Raw genomic sequence first — 17,602 nt, 5'->3', positions numbered from 1 at the left:
CATTTATAGCTCCGTATATTGCTTAACCACTTGATCCAGGTAGGATTCAAGCGCAGGCGTCTTTTGATTACCAAAAGTATTCAGAAGCGTTACCAGCTTGACCAGGATGTTCAGCACTTTGTTATCTCCTGTACCCTCCATCAGTGCTTGCTCGTAGGCCCGGCGCAGCTCAGGGTCGATTTCATTAGTATCGTAATCGTAGGCTGGGGTATTATCCGAGCCGAGCAGTACTAGGGGAACGGTATAGGATAGTTCATTGCGGATGGCCGCCGTCCGGTTCGACTTCGGATAATCCTGGACATAATCACTCATAATGGCCGCTCTGCCGATCAGCTCATCCCAGGTAATCACAATGCCGGCGTCGAAGGTGGACGGCTTGTTGCTCTCAGTGGCCATGATATCAATATAAGCGGCAATGTCCTTGCTAATATAGGGCTTGAATACCTTGAATCCTTCATAATGCATAACCGCATAATACATACCTTCGCTAGTCTCCAGCTTGTAGCCCTTATCCCATATTTCTTCCATCAGCTTGCGGACCGCAGGTGCTTTTACCCGCTTCAGGATCTCCGTATAGGTCATGTCGTTGTTAATTTCGGCATCCATTAGCGCCTTTTGCACAGAATCTGTGTATAGCTTCTCAGAGAACCGCTCAAGGCCCGCCTTCTGGGCATTCTCCAATTGAAGGGTCATTACCGTGCCGTACCAGGAGCCAACTTTGGAGATATGGTTCATAAGATATTTGCGTGCCTGCGCGAGGCTTGCGGGATTGCTGACATACTTGCGGAACTGGTTATAGACCGCCTGGGTATCCGATGTGGATGCCGCAGCTACTGGCTGTGCACCTGCAAACACTGTAACTCCTGCCAGAGTCAGAGCTGTACCGAGCAGCACCGCTCTTGCTGTTTTTGTTAAGGATTCTGGTAATGTTCTCATTATGTACCTCCCACGGGATAAGATGCGTGCTAAGATGCGCTATCCTATTTATTTGTACAAATTTAGGGTAAGTGAATCGCACGGCCCCTTCTGAAATAACGCTTGACTTGGAACGCATTTCATAACCTATAGTTCAGTGGAAGACTAGACAAAGGGGAGAAGAGCATATGAAACAGACCGGCAGAAAGATTATTTTCATCGATATTGACGGAACGCTTCTCATGGAGAATGGAATGGTCCCGGAATCGGCAGTGCAGGCATGCCAGCAGGCACGGAAGAACGGGCATTTGCTGTACCTGTGCACCGGACGTTCCAAGGCTGAAATCTATGATTATATCTGGGAGATCGGGTTCGACGGGTTGATTGGAGCGGCCGGCGGATATGTGGAGAGTCGTGGTGAAATGCTCTATCATAAAAAAGTGACCCCGGAGGATGCGAAGCATTTGATCGATTATTTTAACGCGAACGGGGTCGATTTCATTCTGGAATCCAATACGGCGCTTCACGGCAGCCGCCATTTACAGCCGCATCTGGAACGCAGAATCTATGGCGATTTACTGAATGATCCCGAAGCCCAGGAGAGAAGACGGCAATCGCCCCATCCTTATATCGCAACACTCACTTACGGGGACGAGGAGTTATATCTGGATGATGTCAACAAGGTATGCTTCTTGGAGAGCAGCCTGCCCTTTGATCAGATTCAGGAGGAATTACAGGACCGGTTCACGGCGATTCAGTGCTCCATCCCGATCTTTGGCGAGAACAGCGGAGAGCTTATGATGCCAGGCGTTCATAAAGCTGCGGCTATTGCCGATGTCCTGCAGCATTTGAGTATCCCGCTTGAGAGCAGTATGGCGATTGGTGACGGGCTTAACGATCTGGAGATGCTGGAATATGTCCAGGTTGGAATTGCGATGGGCAATGCCCGCGAGCCGCTCAAGGCAATTGCTGATCATATCACCGATTCGATTGAGGATAACGGACTGTATAACGCCTTCCTGAAGCACGGACTGATCTGACTAACGGGTTGATCTCCAGGAAGAGCTGTGTTAAAATGCACTTAATTAAGCGACGGGAGTTGAAGAGTATCGTGCGGACATTTCTTGCGTAATGTGACCAATAAACAAGCGTTATTTGTGGCGCGCAATTTATGGTTGATATGCAGGAAGGGTCTGCCTCTTTTCACTCTGGTCCAAATATCCTTATTCAAGTCTGCCTGCAGGTAAGTATCCGGGGAACAGATTTGCTGTGTTTATTTGAGCTGCGGGAGGAGAACCTTCTTGCAGCTTTTATTTTTGTAAATACAGGAGGATATACGTATGTCTTTAATTAATGTGAGTAATTTAACATTTGCCTATCAGGGCACTTACGATAATATTTTTGAGAATGTGAGCTTTCAGCTGGATACGGATTGGAAGTTGGGCTTCACTGGACGCAACGGACGTGGTAAAACAACCTTTCTGAACCTGCTGCTCGGCAAATATGAATACAGCGGAACGATCTCCGCACAGGTGGGCTTCGAGTATTTCCCTTATGAAGTTGCTGACCCCACGGCTCTTACCGTGGACGTCATGCAGGAGATCGACCCGGAGCTTGCGAACTGGAAGTTTATGCGGGAGCTGTCTCTGCTGAAGGTGAGTGAGGATGCGCTGTACCGGCCGTTTGAATCGCTGTCGAACGGAGAACAGACGAAGGTGCTGCTGGCCGCTCTGTTTGCGCGCGAGAACCAGTTCCTGCTCATTGATGAGCCGACGAACCATCTGGATGCGAAGGGCCGGAAGCTGGTCAGTGACTATCTGCGTACGAAGAGTGGGTATATTCTGGTGTCGCATGACCGGGCTTTTCTCGATAACTGCGTGGACCATATTCTGTCGATCAACAAGACCAATATTGAGATCCAGAAGGGCAACTTCAGCAGCTGGTGGGAGAATAAGTCCAGGCAGGATCAGTTCGAGCTGGCGGAGGATGAGAAGCTGCGGAAGGACATCAAGCGCTTATCGGACTCTGCCAAAAGAACGTGCGGCTGGGCGCATGAGGTCGAGAAATCCAAGAATGGCACCCGGAGCTCCGGCAACAAATTGGATAAAGGCTATGTCGGCCACAAGGCCGCCAAGATGATGAAGCGCTCCAAGTCGATTCAGCAGCGGCAGGAATCCGCCATCGCCGAGAAGTCGAAGCTGCTGCGGAATTTGGAGAGCGCAGACAGTCTGAAGATTGCCCAGCTTCCTTATCATAAGCCGCAATTGGTGGAGCTGGAGGACCTATCGATCCGCTATGAGGACATGGTAGTATGCTCCGGCGTTAACTTCACTCTGGAACAGGGGGACCGGATTTCCCTCTCCGGGAGCAACGGCTCAGGCAAATCAAGCATTCTGAAGCTGATCTGCGGCGGGGACATAAGCTATACCGGCCACTTCGCGCGGGACAGCCGGTTGTCTATCTCTTATGTATCCCAGGATACTTCACAGCTCAAGGGCAGCCTGAGTGAATATGCGAGAGAGCAGGGGATCGACGAGAGCCTGTTCAAGGCTATCCTGCGGAAGCTTGATTTCTCACGGCTGCATTTTGAGAAGGATATGTCCACGTATAGCGGCGGTCAAAAGAAAAAGGTGCTGATTGCCGCCAGCCTCAGCGAGCAGGTGCATCTGCACATCTGGGATGAGCCGCTGAACTTCATCGATGTCATCTCCCGGATGCAGATCGAGGAGCTGCTGCTGGAATATACGCCGACCATCCTGTTCGTGGAGCATGACCGCGAATTCTGCGCGAATATCGCAACGAAGCAGGTTAGGCTTGACTAAGCAGGTTATCAAATCTGTACCGGAAGCTCAAATTTTTCCTTCAACCGCTTGATGTCGGCCCGCGGGGGAGCGCCAAACATACGGGGATATTCCCGGCTGAACTGTGAGGCGCTCTCGTATCCGACCCGGAAGGCAACATCGGCTGCATCTGCAGACTCGGCTAATAACAGGCGGCGAGCCTCTTGAAGGCGCAGCTGCTTCTGGAACTGGATCGGGCTCATAGCCGTAACTTCCTTGAAGTTGCGGTGGAATGCGGAGACGCTCATATTGGCGATATCGGCCAGCTCGTCAATCCGCAGAGCCTGTTCACTATGAATGATAATATGTTCAATGGCTTCCCTGATCCGGTAAGTGCTGCTGCCTTCCATGGCAATCTGGGCCAGTGTTACTCCATAAGGGCCCTGCAGCAGTTTATACAGAATTTCCTTAGTATATAAAGGGGCAAGAAACGGGATGTCTTTGGGAGTATCGAGCAACCGCGTCACACGGAGGAGCGCATCCAGCAGGTTCGTGTCGATGTGCCCAACGAATAAGGCCCGCCGGGCATTCTCCCTGGGGAGAATCTGCAGCTGCGATTCATGGAGGACCTCTAGAATCTGACTTTGCGTGAATTCCATTTTGAAGCTTAGATAGGGAACCTCCGGGGATGCCTTAATCACTTGTCCCACTACCGGCAGGTTCATGGAAGCCACCAGGAAATCAGAAGAGGTATATACAAAATGCTCCTGGGCCAGCATAATCTCCTTCACGCCTTGGGTAATGAAGCAGAAACACGGGTTATACACCCGGTAAGCAGGCTCACTCGCCTGGGAGTAACGGATGAATTGCAGTGCAGGCACGGCCGTTTCATGAGCGCCGTCCCGGCCGGTATGCCGCTCAATCATCCGGCACAGCTCAACCTTTTGCGTTACGATTGCTTCAGTCACTTGAGAGCCTCCTTAGTTTCATATGGTTTCATTATAGGGCATATCCGGCGGGAGTGTTAATGAGCACGGTAGGATTAGGCAATCATTCGCGACTATTGTGATAACGCCAATCCTTTATCTGTTGCACAATAAGAGAGACTGTAATATACACTATTCTCAGGAAAGCAGGAACAAACGAATGGAATATTCAAAAATGGGCAATACCGGCCTTGAGGTCTCCAGACTGTGCCTGGGCTGTATGAGCTTTGGCGATGCCAAACGCTGGGTGCACCCTTGGGTGCTGGATGAAGAGCAGAGCCGGACGATGATCCGTACCGCACTGGACCTGGGCATTAATTTCTTCGATACGGCCAATGTCTATTCTGACGGCACGAGTGAAGAAATGCTCGGACGGGCTTTGAAGGACATGACTACCAGGGATGAGGTGGTGATTGCCACCAAAGTATTCTTCCCTATGCGAACCGGACCGAATGGCGGGGGCTTGTCCCGCAAGGCGATTATGAGCGAGATCGATCACAGCCTGAAGCGTTTGGGCACCGATTATGTCGATCTGTACCAGATTCACCGCTGGGATTATACTACACCGGTTGAAGAAACGATGGAAGCCCTGCATGATGTGGTGAAGGCGGGAAAAGCCCGCTACATTGGCGCTTCCGCCATGTATGCCTGGCAGTTCCAGAAGGCGCTGCATGTGGCTGATATGAACGGCTGGACCCGGTTCGTCTCCATGCAGAATCATCTGAATCTCATCTATCGTGAAGAGGAACGTGAGATGCTGCCGCTTTGTAAGGAAGAGGGCATTGCAGTCATCCCCTACAGCCCGCTGGCTTCCGGCCGGCTAACCCGGGACTGGGCGGAATCTACGCTGCGCTCGGAAACGGATCAGGTACAGAAATCCAAATATGATGCTACAGCCGATAAGGACCGCCTGATTGTTGAGCAGGTGGCTGCCATTGCGGCGGAGCGCGGAGTTCCGCGCATCCATGTTGCACTAGCTTGGCTGCTGCAGAAACAGCCGGTCACTGCGCCGATTATCGGGGCGACGAAGCTGTCGCATATTACCGATGCGGCGGGAGCGTTATCCCTTCAGCTGACAGCTGAAGAGATTGCTCGGCTGGAAGAGCATTACGTCCCGCATGCCATCGTTGGAGCGCTTTGAAATTCTCCATTCAGCAGACAACGGAATCAGCTTCATCCATTAAGCGCGTGCCGGTATCATCCGGCATGCGCTTTTTGCTGCACAGCCACTTCTGACATACCCGTTATATCCATTATGCCTGCCTCTGCCCGTAAGCGCTCACAAGATCAAATCAGAACGATAGATATCCAACCGCTGTTATGTAGGCGGGGGCAGGTAGTTCCTTTTATGATAGAGGTATCAAGGGGGGAGACAATTGTACAACAAAATCTACAAATACCGGTGGCAATATCTGATGATCTTGCCCGGGGTAGTCTTGCTGTTTCTGTTCAGCTATATCCCCATGGCCGGCATTCAAGTGGCCTTCAAGGATTTTCAGATTGGCACCTCGATCTGGGACAGCACATGGGCAGGCTTGGATAACTTCACATTCCTGGAAGACCCGCAGTTCCTGACCGTGGTCCAGAATACGCTGTACATTTCGGTGCTGAAGTTCATCTGCGGCTTCCCCGCCCCGATTCTGCTGGCACTCCTGATCAATGAAGTTACCCGGCCGGCGTTCAAGCGTTTTGTCCAATCGGTCAGCTATCTGCCGCATTTCTTCTCCTGGATCGTTGTTGCTTATATTCTGCAATCTTTCCTCACGCTGGACGGCGGGCTGGTTAATCAGTTCATCGGGCAAGCGGGAGGGGAGCCGGTGTTCTTCCTCGGATCGACCGAGTGGTTCCGTCCAATGGTTGTCTTCAGCGGCTTATGGAAAGAAACCGGCTGGAACACCATTCTCTATCTGGCCGCGATTACCACGATTGATCCGCAGCTGTACGAATCGGCGAAGGTGGAAGGTGCAGGCAAGCTGGCACAGATCCGGCATATCACCCTTCCCGGAATCATGCCGACCATCTCCATTGTGCTGATTCTCAGTATTCCAAGCTTAATTACAGTCGGAATGGATCAGATTTATCCGCTCATGAACTCTGCCAATCATAGTGTAGCCGATGTGCTGGATACTTATATTCTCCGCAACGGCTTGCAGCAGGGGTACTTCGGGATGGCGACGGCAGTAGGATTATTGTCTTCGCTAATCAGCCTGATCCTGGTCGTCTCAACCAATCAGCTGTCCAGAAAACTAAACGGGGAAGGACTGTGGTGAAGGCACATGAAAGCAAGCCGAGGTGAAAAAATAGCAGAATACATCATTATTGTGCTGCTATCCCTGTTATGCGTATCGGTGCTGTATCCGTTCCTCTACATGCTGGCAATTTCGCTGAATGACGGTGCGGATGCGGCCAAAGGCGGGGTCTATCTCTGGCCGCGCAGCTTCACACTGATTAATTACGAGATTGTGCTCGGCAATGAGACCATCAGGCATTCCTATCTCATTACAGTGGGCAGAACGATAATTGGCACTGTTGGCGGGCTGTTGGTCACCCTGCTGGTGGCTTTCGGCCTCTCCTACCGGGGACTGCCGCTGCGCAGCACGATTCTCAGTTACATCCTGCTGACTATGCTGTTCAGCGGGGGACTCGTTCCCTTTTACATCCAGCTGAATAATCTTGGCCTGATTAATACGTTCTGGGTGTATATTCTGCCGGGACTGTTCTCCGTCTGGAACATGTTCGTCATGTTGAAGTTCATTCAGGGCATCCCGGAAGCGCTTGTCGAGTCGGCGGAGCTGGATGGGGCTGGACCGGTCCGCATTCTATGGCAAATTATCGTTCCGCTATCGAAGCCTATGCTCGCTGCGCTGGGGCTGTTCACCGCAGTGGGCCACTGGAATGACTGGTTCGCCGGAGCCTTCTTCGTCACGAAGCAGAATTTGATTCCTGTGCAGACCTTCCTGCAGCAGCTGCTGTCGGCACAGGATCTGTCGGCCGTGCTGGGCTCCAACAACAATCAGGAGGCGCTGGCCCGCAGCTCGCAGCTACAGAATATTACGCTGATGTCGATCAAAATGTCTGTGGTGATGGTCAGCGCACTTCCGATTCTCTGTGTGTATCCGTTCCTGCAGAAATATTTCGTCAAAGGCGTTCTCCTGGGGTCAGTGAAGGGCTGATCTCTAAGTTTAATGGCCATAGAAACATTATGCAGTACAATAACCATATAGGGGGAGTATTCTAGTGACAATCAAACAAGCCCGGCTTGCAGCTCTGGCCATGACGGCGCTGCTGACTATCGTCAGCGGATGTTCCGGTTCCAATTCCGGCGGCGGAAATACGGCGGCAAACAACAGCGGTACAGGAAATAAGCCTGCTGCTACCCAGGCGGCAAGCGGTTCTACAGCCTTCAACCTCTGGCTTGGCTGGACGGCAACCATCAATAATGACAGCCTGGTGCAGAAGTATTGGCGGGAAGAGGAGCCGGGGGTGGAAGTCAAGCTGGAGGCTACACAGGGCGATGCGATGACAGCGCTTAACCTGAAGATCAATACCGGCGGATTTGAGGATGCGGCGATCTTCAGCCGGAACGAGACTGTGAAAAGCGCCATGCGGCGCTCCAAGCAGGTGCTGCCGGTGGAGCAATATTTCGACATGCCGGATAAATATCCGGGACTCGCGGCGATCCCGAAGCCCTATCTGGAGTTAATGAAGGACGAGGACGGCCATATCTGGTCGATTCCGACCTGGTTTGACCAGAACCCGGAAGAGCCTTGGCCGGGCTGGGCATCGCAGGGCTGGTTCGTCAGAACGGATGTGCTGGAGAAGACAGGCATGACTACAGCCGATCTGTCCACACTGGATGGGATTGAGACCTTTCTGAAGAAGGCCGCAGAGCAGAAAGACGCCTCCGGCAAAACACTGCTTCCCATGTCCTTCCTTATGGACACTAATGATTCGCTCGGGTGGAGTGACGAGAATGCAGTGTTGACTGCGTTTGGAGTCAGCACCGGCGGTAATGGCATTCAGAAGCAGGGGGATCAACTTCTCTTCGCTTATGATAATCCCAATTATAAGGCCGCTTATCAATGGATGAATAGGCTGTACCGGGAGAAGCTGATTGATCCGGAGGTAGTAACCAATAAGGGAGAGCAGTATATTGAGAAGAACAAATCCGGCCGGGTAGCATTGAATGTAGGCAGTTTCTGGAACATCAACGCTACTGCCTGGGAGACGCTAGATGGCCCTACGGAGCCAGGCTGGTTCTATGAAGTCATTCCTTTTCCGAAGGTTGCAGGGGTGGAGAAGCTGGGTATTAACCAGGTCACGAACCCGAATCCGGGGTATGATGTCTATATCAGCCAGAAGACCAGGAACCTTGAGGCCATTCTGAAATTCCTGGATTACAGCCTGCAGCCGAAGGCAGAACAGCAGCAGGTGATGAGCGAGGGGCCGGCAGGAAAGTACTGGGACTGGGTTGACCAGCCGCTGGGCAAGTGGAAATTTACAGATGAAACGTACAAGACCGCGCGCAATTCCGGCGATGCCGCCCAGAAATCCAAAGTGACACCGGAGCTCTATATGACCTCGTCCTACAGTAATAAGTGGTATCCATGGTGGAATACAGAAGATGGCGGTAAGGCAGGCGCAGGCAAGACGATTCAGTTCACCGAAGCCATCGGGAAGATGGGCACCATCCGCGTAGCTGAGCCTTATGATCTGATCGAGGTTAAGCAGGGCGGGGTATGGGAGAAATACTCCCTGGAGCTGGAAAATATCCGCAAAGAATACCGGGCTAAGCTACTGATGGCGGGGGATGATGCCAAGTTCGAAACGGAGTGGAACGGGCTCCAGGAAGCGCTGGAGAAACGCGGACATTGGAGTGAAGTCAAGGCCGAGTGGCTTGGCAGATATGAGGAAGAATTATTTTAAAATATGCCGGAGCGCCCTTCACCTGAGAGGGGGGCTCCCTTTATAGTTCGTGGGAGGGCCATATGATCAAACAGAGCGTAGAGAAAGCAATTATCCGTATGACCCGGTCCATGAACCTGAGAGGCAAAATTGTCCTGTTCTACGGCCTGATTGTATTCCTTCCGACGGTGCTGCTTGCTGCGGGGGCAGGCTACCTGATGCTGCAGACCGTCCGGGCCAATTATATTCTGACCATCAGGGAAGCTGTCCGCCAGAGTGCGCAGAGCATCGAGTTCCGCAAGCAGAGCTATGACCTTCTAGCTACGCGGACAGCGACAGATGGTGAATTGATCTCAAGAATAACGCGGGATTATACGGATATCACAGAACAGCTTGGCACCGTCAATTACGTGGACAGATCCTTCCTGTTTACAAGTAAATACCTTCCGGGTATTGAGAACTTTCGCATCTACCATACCAATGATACGCTGGTGCAGGACGGCGGCCTGTTGTGGAAGCCTGAGGGGCGGATGCTGTCCGGACAGCGTGAGCAAGACTGGTATGCAGAGCGGCTATCTTCTCAGGATAATCTGGTATGGACCAATGCCAAGGATGACAGGAACAAGCTTGTCGTATCCCACAAAATCCTTGACAGCAACGGGGAGGTACACGGGCTGGTCTATCTGCTGCTGGATTATAAAAGCGTGTTCGCCGAATCCTTCGACCATCCCTTTGACGGCGCCGGGGAAATGTATATCGTTGACGGCAGCCAGCGGATCATCGCCTCCTCAGAACCGTCCGAGATCGCTACTTCGTTATCCTCTTCCTCGTTAAGTGAATACTGGGGCAGCGCTGACGGGACTACCCGGACAAACAACGGAACGGTACTGATTACGCAGGAGATCAAATCCGGCTGGCGGGTTGGCGCACTTGTGCATCTGGACCGCCTAGAGGAGCAGTCGAGACGGATTCTGTATTATATCGCAGCGGGAATTGCGTTCTTCCTGCTGCTGTCGGTTTTCCTGATCATGATTGTCCTGAAGAATATCATCTGGCGGATCCACAAGCTGGGGAACCGGATGACGGATATATCGGAAGGATACTTCGAAGTAAAGGTGAAGAACCGTGACAAGGATGAGCTGGGTGAGCTGGAGGTGCTGTTTAACTCCATGTCCGGGCGGCTCGGGAAGCTGGTTGAAGAGCATACGGAAGCATTGCTTAAGGAGCGTGAGCAATCCTTCCGGGCGCTGCAGGCGCAGATTAATCCGCATTTCATCTATAACTCGCTCAGCCTGATCCGCTGGCGGGCACTGGATCTGCAGGATGAGCTGCAGGTCCGCACGATAGATGCGCTGACGACTTTTTACCGGCTGGCACTGGGCAATCAGGTCAATGTAACCCGGCTGCGCGATGAGCTGGAGCATGTGAAGGCGTATATCGATATCCAGCAGCTTCGTTATCCGGGCCAGGTGTCGGTGGAGTGGGAGGTGGAACCGGAGATCCTTAATCTCTATACCATCAAGCTGATCCTGCAGCCGATTGTAGAGAACTGTTATCTGCATGGCGTCATTACGGCCAGGGAGCATGCTTTTATTCAGATTACGGCTGAACGCAGAGGGGATGAGGTGCGCATCCAGGTATTTGATAACGGGCAAGGAATTGGCGGGGAGAAGCTCGAAGAGATACGCGCCGGTACCTACAGCGGCAGTAGGAACGGGTTCGGCATGAACAATATCAGGGAACGTCTGGCGCTATATTTCGGTCCCTCAGGCCGTCTTGAAATCGACAGTGCAGAAGACGAATGGACGGCGGTAACCATCCATATTCCGGTCTGCGCAGAACGTCCCGAGCTGAAGAGTAAGGAGGGGTAACATGCGTGCATTGATTGTTGATGATGAGCCTATGCAAATTCAAGGCCTGCTCAAGCATATCCGCTGGGAGGCGCTTGGCTACAGGACGCCGCTGACCGCCCGTTCCGGGATGGAAGCGCTTAAGGTATTGCAGGAGAACAAAGTGGATGTGCTCATTACCGATGTGGCGATGCCCGGGATGACCGGAATCGAGCTGCTCGCCAGAATTCAGGCCGATTATCCGCAGCAGCAGTCTATGCAGGCGATAATCATTAGCGGCTTCGATGAATTTGAATTCGTGCAGGAGGCGATCCAGCTTGGGGCTAAGGCCTATGTGCTGAAGCCGGTCAAGACGGAGGAGCTGGAACAGAAGCTGGAGGCCCTCCGCGCAGCAGCTGAGAAGAAAAAACGGTTGGAGCAGGAAACAGCCCTGCTCAGAGAGAAGGTTACAGAGAGCCGGGAAGTGTTATTGGAGCGATTCATTAATGATCTGACCGGAGGCTGGATTCACAGTGATGAACTGCTGGATTCATGGCGGCGTCTGCTTGATCTTCCGGCAGGAGAGTGGCAGGCTACGCTGTTCCTGTTTGACTGTGACAGTCTTCACCTGCATCATAGCCATGATGCCAAGGAGCAGATTCTACTGGGTGAAGGACTGCAAAATGCGGTGAAGCTTGGGCTGGACGGCTTCTCCGGCGCTTATATCGGGAAAGCGGGAGCAGGTGAGACTGCTGTGCTGGTTCTGGAAGCGATTCCAGAGATACGGGCCAGGCTGGAGAAGCAGCTAAGCTTCATTCAGGAAGTGCTTCAGGAACAATATGGTGCTTCCGTTACGGTCGGGGTCAGCAGAGAGGCGTGCAGCTGGACGGAAATTCCGCTTTTGTATAAAGAGGTACGGCATATGATTTCCGATGCACGGCTTGCCGGATACGGGCAGATTGTCTATTGTGACCGGCATCTGATGAACGAATACCAAGACTTCCGGCTGCGGGAGGAGTATATTCCGGAGATCGTCAGGCTGCTGGAGCTTGGGGAGAACAGCAAGGCGTCGGCTTATGCAAGCCATGCCTTTGAGATGATGCTGGCCGGAGAGCCCATCTCCTTCTCTTATGTGCAGGCGTTCGGCATGGGACTGCTTAGCGAGCTGGCACGCAAGCTTAAGCGCAATCAGGATACGGATACCGAAACGAACATTCTGATGTGGCAGCGTCTAATTGACTGCACCGGAGTGGAGGAGGTGCGGAAGTCCGTTCTGGAATATCTCGCGCATTATACACAGCATAAGCAGAAGGAGCAGACTACGCAGCAGCACCATCTGATCCAGCAGGTACGGCAGCATCTGGCCGCACATCTGCAGGAGAATCTGACGGTGAAGCAGCTGGCCGGGCTGTACCATCTCAATTCAAGTTATTTAAGCGTGCTGTTCAAAAAAGAAACAGGCCAGACGATCTCCGAATATGTCCAGGAAACACGCATGAATAAGGCCAAGGAGCTGCTCCGTGATCCTGGCATCAAGGTGTATGAAGTGGCGGAGCAGGTAGGGTTTCAGACGGCGGCTTATTTCACCTTTCTTTTCAAAAAGACCACGGGTACCACCCCGCAAGAGTATAGAGATTACTATTACTAGGAGTGATAATAGTGCTGTCAAAGATCAGCCTTGAAGGCGAATGGAAGATGCAGCTGGAAGAGAAGAGGAAGGGACTGGTAGTACCTTTTACCGATGTAATTATGCTGCCGGGAACTACCTCTTACGCCCGCAAAGGGCCGAAGAATGAGGAAATTCTGGTAGGCGCTCTGACGGATGAATACCGTTATGAAGGACCGGTCTGGTATTCCAGAGAGGTTGTGATTCCGGAAGAGCTGGCGGATAAGCACTGCTGCTTGTATCTGGAACGTACAAGGCTTACCACTCTCTGGGTGGACGGTGAGGAGATCGGCAGCCGTGACAGTTTGAATACTGCACATGTATATGAGCTGCCGCAGCTGCAATCCGGGAGTCATACGCTTACCATCCGGGTGGACAACACCGGCTATCCGACCAAAGGCGGGCATATGACCTCGCCGGACACCCAGACCAACTGGAACGGGATAACCGGCCGGATGGAGCTGCAGTTCTATGGAGAAGCCCGGATTAGCGGCATCAGGCTGGAGTCTGATTTGCCTGCACGTTCGGTGCGGATCTCGGCAACGCTGGAGAGCATGCAAGCTGTTACACTCGCGGTATCTGCCAGTAGCTTCAATAGCGAGACAACGCATTCCGCAGAGGAACAGGAATATGTCATCGCACCGGGTTCGTTCACTATAGACTATGCACTGGGTCAGGGTGCGCTGCTGTGGAGTGAATTTGCTCCTAATTTGTATACTGTGACCCTTGTTCTCATGGGCAGTGACGGGATTCCTGTGGACCGGCAGGAGCTGATCTTTGGGCTCAAGTCATTCCGGGCTGAGGGGGACAAGTTCACCATTAACGGGGAAAAAACTTTTCTGCGCGGCAAGCATGACGGCCTGATCTTCCCGCTCACCGGCTATGCTCCGACCGACGCCCGAGAGTGGGTACGGATTCTGGGTATTGCGAAATCTTACGGCATTAACCATTACCGCTTCCATACCTGCTGCCCGCCGGAAGCTGCGTTCACCGCTGCGGATCTGCTTGGAATATACATGCAGCCGGAGCTGCCGTTCTGGGGCACGATTACAGTAGAGACGGACGAAGGGCATAATCAGGCGGAGCAGGATTATCTGATCAGCGAAGGATATGCCATCCTGCGGGAGTTCGGCAATCATCCATCCTTCGTGATGATGTCACTGGGCAACGAGCTGTGGGGCAGTAAGGAACGGATTGATTCCTTCCTTGCAGATTATAAAGCGTTCGATGACCGACCGCTCTACACTCAAGGCTCCAACAACCATCAGTGGGTCCCGGAGGTGCTGGAGCATGATGACTTCTTCAGCGGTGTACGCTTCACACGCGACCGGCTGTTCAGAGGCTCCTATGCCATGTGCGATGCTCCGCTGGGACATGTCCAGACCTCGCTGCCAGGTACAATGAAGGATTACGACGACCAGATTGTTCCGCAGGGCTTCGGGAACAGTGAAGGAATGTCCGCCGATGCAGGCGGCGAGATCCTGATCCAGTATGGCACCGAAGCCAAGGCCGTACAATCCGGCGGTGAGTCCGGGGAGTGGATTCCGCAGGTTCCGGTAATTTCGCATGAGATTGGCCAGTATGCTACGTTTCCGGATTTCGCGGAAATCGGGAAGTACACAGGCCCGCTGAAGGCCGGGAACTTCGCCATTTTCCGCGAACGGCTGGAGAGTAAGGGGCTTGGCCATCTGGCCGATGCCTATTTCCGAAGCTCCGGCCAGCTCGCTGTTGCTTGCTACAAAGAAGAGCTTGAGGCTGCCTTCCGTTCCCGCCGGCTAGCGGGGTTCCAGCTGCTGGATCTCCAGGACTTCAGCGGCCAGGGTACAGCACTCGTAGGTATTTTGGATGCCTTCATGGATTCCAAGGGCCTGATTAGCCCGGAAGAGTGGCGGACCTTCTGTAATGATGCCGTACTGCTGGCAAGATTCCCTAAGTATAATTATGCCGCCGGGGAGGCCTTCGAGGCCCATGTGGAGCTGAGCTGCTTCCGCAGCGGTATGCCGGAGGCCATCGAGCTTCACTGGGAGCTCGCGGTTGAAGGGGGAGTTCGGACAACGGGCTCAGCCGGAGCCTTTATTCCTGCCGGAACCCACTATATTGACATTTGTGATCTGGCGATTGAGCTTCCGGAGGTTGACCGGATGAGCCGTGCGGAGCTTGCCCTCAGGGTCGAAGGAACTGATATTCGTAAGAGCTACGACTTGTGGATATATCCTGAGCAGAGGGATAACCCGCTGGAAGCTGAAGGCTTCCATGTGTTCACAGAGCTGTCTGATCAGGCAGTCTCCCTGCTGGAGCAAGGCGGCAACGTGCTGCTGATGCCGGAACCGCAGTCGGTTCAGAACGGAATCGAAGGCTATTATTGCACGGATTTCTGGTGCTACCCGATGTTCCGCTCGATCTCGGAGAGCATGAACCGTCCGGTTCCAATTGGTACAATGGGCCTGCTGATCGATAACCGGCATCCGGTGCTGCGCGATTTCCCGAGCGAGGCGCATTCCACTTATCCTTGGTGGACTATCGTGGAGCATTCCAAATCGCTTATCATGGACGAGGCGGACCGCAGCTGGAATCCTATCGTACAGACCATCGATAATTTCGAGCGTAACCACAAGCTGAGTTTTCTCACGGAGTGCCGTGTAGGTAACGGTAACCTGCTGTTGTGTGCACTAGACGCCGCTAAGGTAAGCGCAACTCTTGAAGGCAGACAATTCTTGACCAGTATAGCCGGTTATATGAATTCTACTGATTTCAAGCCCCAGTACCAGGCAACGATTGAAGAGCTTCAGGCATTGATTCGCTAACAGACTTGATAGAGCTGTCTCTAAGCCGTGAAGCGGCTATTGGGGCAGCTCTTTATTTAGATATTACTTCAGAATTCATATGCTTCGCGCTATAAATATTCCTTCTATAGAAAACAACCGATGAAATTGACTACATAGATTGTTAAGCTTCAGTATGGTATTGTTATTTTCGAGCTTTTGAGATCTAGTAATCTAGTTATACCGGAGGGAAATATGGATATTATTGAATTTCAGCAATGGGTTAAGGAATATTATAAGAATCGCAACTGGTCAGACTTGGATATCTTTGTCCGTATTGGATTTCTTGCTGAGGAAACCGGGGAGGTAGCTCGTGCAATTCGTGCACTGGAGATTGGCAGGGATCGTCCAGATGAGGTTGCAGGTACATTTCTAGAGAAAAAATCTGAATTAACAGAAGAACTTGGAGATGTTTTAGGAAATCTCATTGTGATCGCAAATAAATATGATATATCGCTTGAAGATATCCTAATATCGCATAAACAAAAGCTTCAGGCACGTTACGCAGAAAATTAAAATAAACAATGGTAGATGGCTGAATTGGCAGATGGATTTATTCCTCTTCCTGGAGCGGCAGTCTAAGCTGCTGCAATTAAGCAAACCATATGTACCTTAACCAGGCGTGCACGGCAAACTCTCAGCGTGCAATGGGTTAAGGTATTAATGGTTTAGGGTATTACTTACAAGTTTAAGTCGGATACTTCTCTACTCTGCTGAATATACTCCATGAACCTTTTGGAGGCGGGGGACAGATAATGGTCCCGTCGCCATTGCAGGCCCACTTCCCATTCCCAGCCCGGTTCCTGGATGGGAATCCAGACCAGACCGTCAAGCATCAGTCCCAGCGTCTGTGGAAGCACGGATACGCCGAGCCCGGCTTTGATGAAGCCGGCCACAGTAATCAGATCCTCAGCATAATAGGTAGAGGCCAGCTCGAAATTAGTATTTTGGAAGAGGGAGGTGATTGTGTTCTTGAGTCCACAATTCGTTTTCAGTCCTACAAACGGCTCACCTGACAGCTCGAACAGACTCAGCGAGGAACGCGCTGCGAACCGGTGGGAGCTGGAGACCACAATATAAATCGGTAATCTGCGAAACACCATCCATTCCTTATTCTCCGCCGTAGTCTCTCTGGACGTAATCAGCATATCCGAGGTCCCGTTATCCAGCGCTTCGTCGATATCCCCGTGATTCCCCTGATACAGATCGAACCGTACCTTCGGATGATCTGCCTGATAGTCTCTGATAAGCGATGGGATCAGGTCCACGCCAAGAATATTCAGATAAGACAGATGAACGGTTCCACTGTCCGCATTGGACGACTCCTCAATCTCCCGCACCCCATTCCCGATATTGCGCAGCGCTTCTTCGACCCGCGAACTGAACATAACCCCATAGCGGTTTAACTGGACATTGCGGCCCTTACGCTCGAATAAAGGAACCCCCAGCTCACTTTCCAGTTTGGAAATCGCATGGCTCAAGGCAGGCTGCGTAATTCGCAGCGCTTTGGACGCAGAGGTCATATGCTCAAGCCGGGCTACGGTCAGAAAATACTCCAATTGTGTAAGCTCCATGTAGACAGACAGCTCCCTTTATATATTAATATTATTCATGAATTTAATGAAAATAATAAATTAGACGCTCATATTAATCAAGTCTAATATATACATATAGACCTTAGGGCGGCTGGACTTCCAGC

Annotated in this window: 13 protein-coding genes; 10 read left to right on the top strand and 3 right to left on the bottom strand. The window is 52.1% G+C overall.

Translation table 11 applies throughout. The features are described from left to right. Positions 1-3: 3 nt before the first annotated feature. Positions 4-936 carry a hypothetical protein gene (locus tag C162_RS09655; RefSeq protein WP_036693896.1) on the bottom strand — a complete coding sequence of 311 codons (933 nt, stop codon included), beginning with the start codon at positions 934-936 and terminating at the stop codon, positions 4-6. 167 nt (positions 937-1,103) lie between these two features. Here C162_RS09655 and C162_RS09650 point away from each other — a divergent pair, with 167 nt between their 5' ends. Further along, complete coding sequence (locus tag C162_RS09650; RefSeq protein ID WP_036693895.1) at positions 1,104-1,955, top strand: Cof-type HAD-IIB family hydrolase; 852 nt, start codon at positions 1,104-1,106, stop codon at positions 1,953-1,955. A gap of 300 nt (positions 1,956-2,255) precedes the next feature. Continuing rightward, positions 2,256-3,737, top strand: a complete 1,482-nt coding sequence (locus tag C162_RS09645) for an Lsa family ABC-F type ribosomal protection protein (protein WP_036693893.1) — start codon at positions 2,256-2,258, stop codon at positions 3,735-3,737. Positions 3,738-3,745: 8 nt separating this feature from the next. Here the strand turns inward: C162_RS09645 and C162_RS09640 are convergent, their stop codons facing one another. After that, positions 3,746-4,663: an AraC family transcriptional regulator gene (locus C162_RS09640; RefSeq protein ID WP_036693892.1), complete on the bottom strand. Its 918-nt coding sequence runs from the start codon at positions 4,661-4,663 to the stop codon at positions 3,746-3,748. Positions 4,664-4,841: 178 nt separating this feature from the next. Between C162_RS09640 and C162_RS09635 the strand changes: the two genes are divergently transcribed. From C162_RS09635 to C162_RS09600, 8 genes are all read left to right on the top strand, one after another. Then, positions 4,842-5,822: an aldo/keto reductase gene (locus C162_RS09635; RefSeq protein WP_036693890.1), complete on the top strand. Its 981-nt coding sequence runs from the start codon at positions 4,842-4,844 to the stop codon at positions 5,820-5,822. A 235-nt stretch (positions 5,823-6,057) separates the two neighbouring features. Next, complete coding sequence (locus C162_RS09630) at positions 6,058-6,951, top strand: ABC transporter permease (RefSeq protein ID WP_036693889.1); 894 nt, start codon at positions 6,058-6,060, stop codon at positions 6,949-6,951. Positions 6,952-6,957: 6 nt separating this feature from the next. After that, positions 6,958-7,854 (top strand): carbohydrate ABC transporter permease, encoded by an 897-nt coding sequence (locus C162_RS09625; protein WP_036693886.1) that lies wholly within the window; start codon positions 6,958-6,960, stop codon positions 7,852-7,854. A gap of 64 nt (positions 7,855-7,918) precedes the next feature. Further along, a complete protein-coding gene (locus tag C162_RS09620) occupies positions 7,919-9,607 on the top strand; it encodes a hypothetical protein (RefSeq protein ID WP_235218392.1) in 1,689 nt (562 codons plus the stop codon). A 62-nt stretch (positions 9,608-9,669) separates the two neighbouring features. Further along, a complete protein-coding gene (locus tag C162_RS09615) occupies positions 9,670-11,457 on the top strand; it encodes a cache domain-containing sensor histidine kinase (protein WP_036693881.1) in 1,788 nt (595 codons plus the stop codon). A 1-nt stretch (position 11,458) separates the two neighbouring features. Next, positions 11,459-13,063: a response regulator gene (locus C162_RS09610; protein WP_235218391.1), complete on the top strand. Its 1,605-nt coding sequence runs from the start codon at positions 11,459-11,461 to the stop codon at positions 13,061-13,063. Between the two features lie 11 nt (positions 13,064-13,074). Further along, on the top strand, positions 13,075-15,885 hold the full coding sequence (locus C162_RS09605) for a glycoside hydrolase family 2 TIM barrel-domain containing protein (RefSeq protein WP_235218390.1): 2,811 nt from the start codon (positions 13,075-13,077) through the stop codon (positions 15,883-15,885). A gap of 213 nt (positions 15,886-16,098) precedes the next feature. Then, the gene (locus tag C162_RS09600) at positions 16,099-16,419 is read left to right on the top strand and encodes a MazG nucleotide pyrophosphohydrolase domain-containing protein (protein ID WP_036693879.1); all 321 of its coding nucleotides are present in this window, start codon (positions 16,099-16,101) and stop codon (positions 16,417-16,419) included. A gap of 164 nt (positions 16,420-16,583) precedes the next feature. Here C162_RS09600 and C162_RS09595 read toward each other — a convergent pair whose 3' ends face one another. Continuing rightward, positions 16,584-17,477, bottom strand: coding sequence for a LysR family transcriptional regulator (locus C162_RS09595; protein WP_036693876.1), 894 nt, complete (start codon positions 17,475-17,477; stop codon positions 16,584-16,586). Positions 17,478-17,602: the final 125 nt, after the last annotated feature.

This window comes from Paenibacillus sp. FSL R7-269, from assembly GCF_000517865.1.
Taxonomy (GTDB): Bacteria; Bacillota; Bacilli; order Paenibacillales; family Paenibacillaceae; genus Paenibacillus_AQ.
This window is presented reverse-complemented; position numbering and strand designations above follow the sequence as displayed.